Annotated in this window: 5 protein-coding genes and 1 tRNA gene; 4 read left to right on the top strand and 2 right to left on the bottom strand. The window is 59.7% G+C overall.

The features are described 5' to 3' along the window. Positions 1 to 482: 482 nt before the first annotated feature. The gene (gene mgtE / locus IAE39_RS19515) at positions 483 to 1,925 is read left to right on the top strand and encodes a magnesium transporter (RefSeq protein ID WP_201205542.1); all 1,443 of its coding nucleotides are present in this window, start codon (positions 483 to 485) and stop codon (positions 1,923 to 1,925) included. 175 nt (positions 1,926 to 2,100) lie between these two features. On the opposite strand, the gene IAE39_RS19510 is transcribed toward mgtE, so the two are convergent. Next, positions 2,101 to 2,427, bottom strand: a complete 327-nt coding sequence (locus IAE39_RS19510) for an Arc family DNA-binding protein (RefSeq protein ID WP_027915923.1) — start codon at positions 2,425 to 2,427, stop codon at positions 2,101 to 2,103. 345 nt (positions 2,428 to 2,772) lie between these two features. On the opposite strand from IAE39_RS19510, the gene phnN reads away from it, so the two are divergent. From phnN to IAE39_RS19495, 3 genes are all read left to right on the top strand, one after another. Then, on the top strand, positions 2,773 to 3,366 hold the full coding sequence (gene phnN, locus IAE39_RS19505; RefSeq protein ID WP_201205540.1) for a phosphonate metabolism protein/1,5-bisphosphokinase (PRPP-forming) PhnN: 594 nt from the start codon (positions 2,773 to 2,775) through the stop codon (positions 3,364 to 3,366). A gap of 111 nt (positions 3,367 to 3,477) precedes the next feature. Next, a tRNA-Arg gene (locus IAE39_RS19500) sits at positions 3,478 to 3,554 on the top strand. A gap of 299 nt (positions 3,555 to 3,853) precedes the next feature. After that, a complete protein-coding gene (locus IAE39_RS19495) occupies positions 3,854 to 5,182 on the top strand; it encodes an MFS transporter (protein ID WP_201205538.1) in 1,329 nt (442 codons plus the stop codon). Between the two features lie 51 nt (positions 5,183 to 5,233). Here IAE39_RS19495 and IAE39_RS19490 read toward each other — a convergent pair whose 3' ends face one another. Beyond that, positions 5,234 to 6,601: an amino acid permease gene (locus tag IAE39_RS19490; RefSeq protein ID WP_201205536.1), complete on the bottom strand. Its 1,368-nt coding sequence runs from the start codon at positions 6,599 to 6,601 to the stop codon at positions 5,234 to 5,236. Between the last annotated feature and the right edge of the window lie 159 nt (positions 6,602 to 6,760).

Raw genomic sequence — 6,760 nt, 5'->3', positions numbered from 1 at the left:
ACTCGGCTACGAACCGAGCGGTCGCAGGTTCGAATCCTGCTGAGTCCGCCATACCCCATCAAAAAGCCCGCTCGATTGAGCGGGCTTTTTGTTTTTCTGCGGCGCAGAATTGTTGGCCGTGTCAATCTAAGCTCTCCTGTAGGTGTGGCGTGTACCCTTGGGGCTGCAAAGCAGCCCCCAAATCGCCCAGGCGCCACAAACACATCCAGGCACACATCAAATGTGCTTTAACCGCCAGACCCACCGTCGCACTGTTAGCTTCACGCGTTGTCATAGCTTTATCGCGCAAACGATTGTTCTGGCCAAAAATTTAAGCGATCTGACAGCTTTAGCAGTGTATGATTGCGCCCGTCAGCCCCGCCGGGGCTTGTGGAAAACCACCATGGACTTACCCAGTAGTTACTCGCTAACACGATTCATACAGATAGATCTGACTGATTGATTCTCCCGGCGTGCTCCGCTGCTGGGAGTGGAGTTCGCCTATGACTGAAGTAGAAGTAAAAAAAGCGCAAGACAGCCTGCAGGATCGCCTGGCCCAGGTGATCGAATTGCTGCAACGCCAGCGCGTGGTCGAAGACCTGACCCACCGCCAGGAGGGCGCGCACAACGACCTGGTCGAAAACCTGGTCCACCGGCAGAACCTCGTCGAGTTGCAACGCAAGCTCGATGACCTGCACCCCGCCGACATCGCCTACATCCTCGAAGCCTTGCCCCTGGAAGACCGCCTGACGGTCTGGCAACTGGTGCGCTCGGATCGCGATGGCGACATCCTGCTCGAAGTGTCTGACTCGGTTCGCCAATCCCTGATCGCCGACATGGACGATCACGAGCTGCTCGCCGCCGCCAAGGAAATGGACGCCGACGAACTGGCCGACCTTGCCCCTGAGCTGCCGCGTGACGTTGTTCACGAGCTGATGGAAACCCTCGATGCCCAGCAGCGCGAGCGCGTGCGTTCGGCGCTGAGCTACGACGAGGAGCAGGTCGGTGCACTGATGGACTTCGAGATGGTCACCATCCGCGAAGACGTCAGCCTGGAAGTGGTGTTGCGCTACCTGCGCCGCCTGAAAGAACTGCCCAACCACACCGACAAACTGTTTGTGGTCGATTACGACGGCATCCTCAAGGGGGTGCTGCCGATCAAGCGCCTGCTGGTCAACGACCCGGAGAAGAAGGTGGCGGAGGTCATGGCCACCGACCCTGTGTCCTTCCAGCCCGAGGAAGATGCCTACGATGCGGCGCAAGCGTTTGAACGTTACGACCTGGTATCGGCCCCGGTAGTCGACAAGGCCGAGCGCCTGATCGGCCGTCTGACCATTGACGAGATGGTCGACCTGATTCGTGAAGAAAGCGAGAGTGAAGTGCTCAACATGGCCGGTCTGCGCGAGGAAGAAGACATCTTCGCCTCGGTCTGGCGCTCGTTCCGCAACCGTTGGGCATGGTTGGCGATCAACCTTATTACCGCCTTCCTTGCTTCGCGGGTGATCGGCGTGTTCGAGGGTTCGATTGAGAAGCTGGTGGCGTTGGCTGCACTGATGCCGATCGTGGCGGGGATTGGTGGTAACTCGGGTAACCAGACCATCACCATGATCGTACGCGCCATGGCGCTGGACCAGGTATCGCCGGGCAATACCAGCCGCTTGATGCGCAAGGAACTGGCAGTATCGCTGATCAACGGCCTGGTCTGGGGCGGGGTGATTGGTGCGGTGGCGTTCTGGCTGTACGGCAGCTGGTCATTGGGCGTGGTGATGACCGCGGCGATGACCTTGAACCTGTTGCTGGCGGCGCTGATGGGCGTGCTCATTCCGATGACCCTGGCCCGCCTGGGGCGCGACCCGGCGATGGGTGCGAGTGTGATGATCACTGCCGTGACCGACAGTGGCGGCTTCTTTATCTTCCTGGGGCTGGCTACGTTGTTCCTGCTTTGAGCCCCTACACAATCCCTGTGGGAGCGGGTTTACCCGCGAAGAATGCAACGCGGTGCATGGCACCGGCATAGCCGGTGTTCGCGGGTAAACCCGCTCCCACAGAGGGCTGCGTTTGCTTCAGATAGACATAAAAAAAGCCAGCTTACGCTGGCTTTTTTGCATCCGTTTGCAACCCTCAGGAAGCGTCGGCGGCCATTTCCACATCGTGAGCGATGAGGGCGACCAGGGCGTTCTGCTGGCGGTGGGACAGTTGGCGGAAGCGCTGCAACAGCTCGCGCTCATGCAGGGACAGCTCCGGGCTGTCCAGGCGCATGCTCAGCTCTTCACCCAGCGCGCCTTCCTGGATAAGGCTCTGCTCCAGGCGTGCGATGATCTCGGAGTTCATGCTGCGGTGATGGTTGCGCGCTACCTCGGCAATGCGCTCACGCATCCCGTCTGGCAGGCGGACGACGAACTTGTCAGCGGTGCGGCTCGAATAAATAGCCTGTTTCATTGGGCGCATATAAATTGACCGGATTTTGGTTCAGGGGGAGCGGTTCTCAAATTGGCCGCACGGGGTGGAAATACGACCGTGGCGACGACAAAATGTTCAACCGTCTGTGAAAAATGGATGCTCATCTTGCCTCATGGTCGCCGTTTCCTTGGCGTCAATTCTGTGACAAATAGTGAGCCGGATAAAGGCTTTGTGCCAGTACCAATTATCAGAAATGAGTACTGGTTTGAAAAGTTTTACATACTCCGGCTTACCTGACCGTCAGTCTTTTGCCGTCAAAAACTGGTAAAACGCAGCAAACGACCTGGAAAACCCCTAGAATGCGCCGGTTTCCCTCCATAGAGCATAGTGGCTATGCAACATGACGCAAGCGACCGCCGATCAGGGACAGGGCGGCTGATATTTCTGATAGGACCGTCGGGGTCGGGGAAAGATTCCCTGATCGACGCTTCGCGTGAACAACTCGCGGCAGCTGGGGTAGAAATTGCCCGTCGGGTCATTACCCGTTCGGCCGAAGCCAAGGGCGAAGCCGCCCATGGTGTTACCACCGAGCAGTTTGCAACCCTGCTTGCACGAGGCGCGTTTGCCATGCACTGGCAGGCCAACGGCCTGGACTACGGCATTCCGCTTCAGGTGGACCAATGGCTACAGGCGGGCAGGGCAGTGCTGGTGAATGGCTCGCGGGCTTACCTGGCGCAGGCACGCCGGCGTTATCCAGATTTGTTGGCAGTGTTGGTCGAGGTCAGGCCCGAGGTGCTGCGTCAGCGCTTGCTGGCCCGTGGCCGGGAAACCGCTGAAGAAGTCGAACAGCGACTGGCCCGCAACGCAGGCCTGCAAACGACAACCGACCCGTCAGTGCGTGTGCTGGACAACTCCGCAGGCCTTGAGGTTGCTGTCGCAGGCTTGTTTACACTGCTGCGGGAAGAGGGTGTGTTGCCGCAGGCTTAACACAGCCAGAAAAGGATTACGCGAAAAAGCCCGGTGCAGACATGACAAACGCCAGCTGGCTGGTTAACATGCTTGCCGTCCCGCTGTGCAGCGCTCGCTGCCGGTGCTTGCGTCTCAGTAGCTCAATTGGATAGAGCATCCCCCTCCTAAGGGGAAGGTTGCAGGTTCAATTCCTGCCTGGGACGCCATTTCATCTCCTCCCTTGTTCCCCACCTCATCATTGCAACGCGCGATGTTGTGGCGCGCATGCCGTTTGCCAAGGTTCGACGCTTTTCTTGCCGGCACAGCCCGTTGCGGGCGCGTGACCGAGATCTCGCATTCTTTGGAGTAATCCTTACATCACCCCAGGTCATGTGAGTTTACTGTCTGCGCCATGAGCTTCATGGACGGCTCAGCAGTGATCGATTGCATTCCAATAATAATCGGATCGCCCCGCAGGCCACGGCTGGCGGGCGGTCTGCGTCGAGCAGCAACAAAGGCCAAACCCATGACCAATAAACATAATATTTCCCTGGAAGACGCCCCGCTCAACAGCTTCCACAAGAGGCTTGCCCTTTACTCCTCGGGGGCGCCGTTTCTGGATGGCTACATCCTGAGCATCATTGGTGTCGTGCTGGTGCAACTCAGCCAGGCACTGCAACTGTCAGTGCTGGAAGAAGGCATGGTGGCGGCAGCGTCACTGGTGGGAATGTTCTTCGGCGGGTTTGTCGGGGGCCTGTTTACCGACAAGTTGGGCCGCAAGACGCTGTACGTGCTGGTGCTGGTTGCATTGGCGCTGTTCTCCCTTGGCCAGTTCTGGGTCACTTCGGCGGCGGCGTTGATTGCCCTGCGCTTTGCGCTGGGCGTCGCCATTGGTGCCGACCACCCACTGGCGACGTCGCTGCTGGCTGAGTTTTTGCCGCGCAAGCAGCGAGGCTCAATCCTCGCCAGCCTGGTGATGATGTGGTTCGTGGGTGCTGCGGTGGCCTATGTCGCCGGTGAGTTCATCCTGCGTAGCATGGGCCCGGATGCCTGGCGTTGGGCTTTGGCCAGTGCTGCGGTACCTGGCGTGCTGTTCCTGATCATGCGCGCAGGCACCCCTGAATCTGCCCGCTGGTTGTTGAGCAAGGGCCGTGTCGCCGAGGCTGACCAGGTGGTGAAAAGGGTATATGGCGACAGTTTTTCCATCACTGACCTGGCTGAAGCGCCTTCGCAGCGCAAGGTGTCGGTGTGGTCGCTGTTCCACTCCAGCTACGGCAAGCGCATTTTCTTCGTCAGCATGTTCTGGACCTGCTCGATCATCCCGCAATTCGCCATCTATGCCTTTGCCCCGAAAATCCTCGCGGCCATGGGCCTGACCGGTGACCTGGCAGCCTGGGGGGCGGTGGCGATTACGGTGATCTTCGTATTCGGTTGCTTGCTGGGGGTGAAGCTGATCAACCCGATGGGCCGGCGCAACATGCTGATCCATAGCTTCCTGTGGTCGGGCCTGGCCTTGCTGTTGCTGGGGTTGTTCCCGGACGGTGCAGGGGTAGTGACCCTGGCTTTGTTTGGTAGCTACGCCTTGTTCATTGGCGGCGCGCAGGTGTTGCAGTACGTGTACCCGAATGAGCTGTTCCCGACCGAGATCCGCGGTTCGGCGGTGGGCCTGGCGACTTCCCTGTCGCGCATCGGTGCGGCGATCGGCACTTACCTGGTGCCCATGTCGCTGTCGTCTATCGGCATCGCCAACACCATGATCGCCGCATTCGGCATCTCGATGGTCGGGCTGCTGTGCACCTGGTTGATGGCGCCGGAAACGCGCTCGCTGGACCTGGCCAAGGCCAGTGCGGTCTGATTGCTTGTGCAACTGACGCGGTCGGTGTAGGACCGCGTACAGTTCGCCGGGTCAGTTGGTTGCCAGCTTGCCGGCCATGCGCTGACGCATCACAAAATACCCCGCCACCACCAGCAGTACCGTCAGCACCGTGAACCAGAACTGGAAGCGCGAAGCCGGCTCGAAGGCCTGGGTGCCGATCACCGCCAGCAAGGCGATCAGCGCCACGAGGTTGGCATACGGGAACAGCCAGGCGCGGAAGGCGTTCGGGTCGACCGGTTCGTGGCGGGTTTTCCAGCGCATGGCCACGTGGGCGACGATGATGAAGATCCATACCACCATCACCAGGCTGCCGGTGCTTTTGGCCAGGGTCATGAACAGGTCGCCGCCACTGATGAAGTGCACGGTCAGGATCATCGTGCAGATCGACAGGCTTAGCAGCAGGGCATTGATCGGCACACCCTTGGCGCTGGTGCGCGAGAACAGCTTGGGCGCGTGCCCGCGCTGGCTCAGCGAGAACAGCATGCGCGAGTTGGAGAACATGAACGAGTTCATCACCGACATGAACGAGACGAACAGCACCAGTTTCATCGCCACCGCAGCACCGCCAAAGCCCGCCAGGCTGAACAGCGACACGTAGGGCGAGGCCAGGTTGGCCTTGTCGGTCCATGGCAGGCAGAGGATCAGGATCGACACCGAGCCGACGTAGAACAACATCACCCGCAGGATCACGCTTTTGATTGCGCGGATCACGTTCTGCCGCGGGTTCTCCGACTCACCTGCGGCCACGGCGGCAATTTCGCTGCCGCCCAGCGAGAAGATCACCACGATAACGCCGGCCATTACCGGCGACAGGCCATTGGGCATGAAGCCGTCGTGGGCGGTGAGGTTGACCAGGCCGGGGGAGGGAATGTCGCTGTGCAGGCCGAGCAGGATCGAGATGCCCAGCAGCATGAAGATGAGGATGGTGGCGACCTTCATTGCAGCTAGCCAATATTCCACCTCGGCAAAGGAGCGCACCGAGTAGGCGTTGCTGGCCATCAGTGTCACCAGCATGAGGAAGGCGCCTGCCCAGATCGGCAGCCATGGCAGGAAGTCATGCAGGATGGCACCCAGCAGCACCGCTTCCAGGGTGATGGTCATCATCGACTTGAACCAGTACAGCCAACCGACCGCAAACCCCGCCCAGTCGCCGAGGTAGGTGTTGGCGTAGGTCGAGAACGAACCGGCATCGGGGTTGCGGCAGGCCATTTCGCCCAGCATGAACATGACCAGGGTCACCACCAGGCCACCGATGAAGTACGACAGGATCGCTGCAGGCCCTGCCGAGGCGATCAGTGAGCCCGAGCCCATGAACAGCCCTGCACCGATCACCCCGCCCAGTGCGATCATGGTGATATGCCGTTGCTTCAGGCTTTGCTTCAAACTGTTGGAATGCATTTCCTTGTCCTCTCTTATTATTGGGGGGATCCGACAACGTCCCCCAACGCAGGCATCGTCATGCGCCTGCGTCCACGCGCGGCAGCCTTTTACAGGCAATAGCTATCAGCCTGCCACCATGGACAATAAGGCCAAGGACCTCAAACGAATTCTGAGCAC

Origin of the sequence: Pseudomonas sp. S37, assembly GCF_016658545.1 — a bacterium.
In the GTDB taxonomy this organism is placed as follows: Bacteria; Pseudomonadota; Gammaproteobacteria; order Pseudomonadales; family Pseudomonadaceae; genus Aquipseudomonas.
The sequence above is the reverse complement of the archived record's forward strand: the minus strand, read 5'-3'. Positions and strand labels throughout refer to the sequence as shown.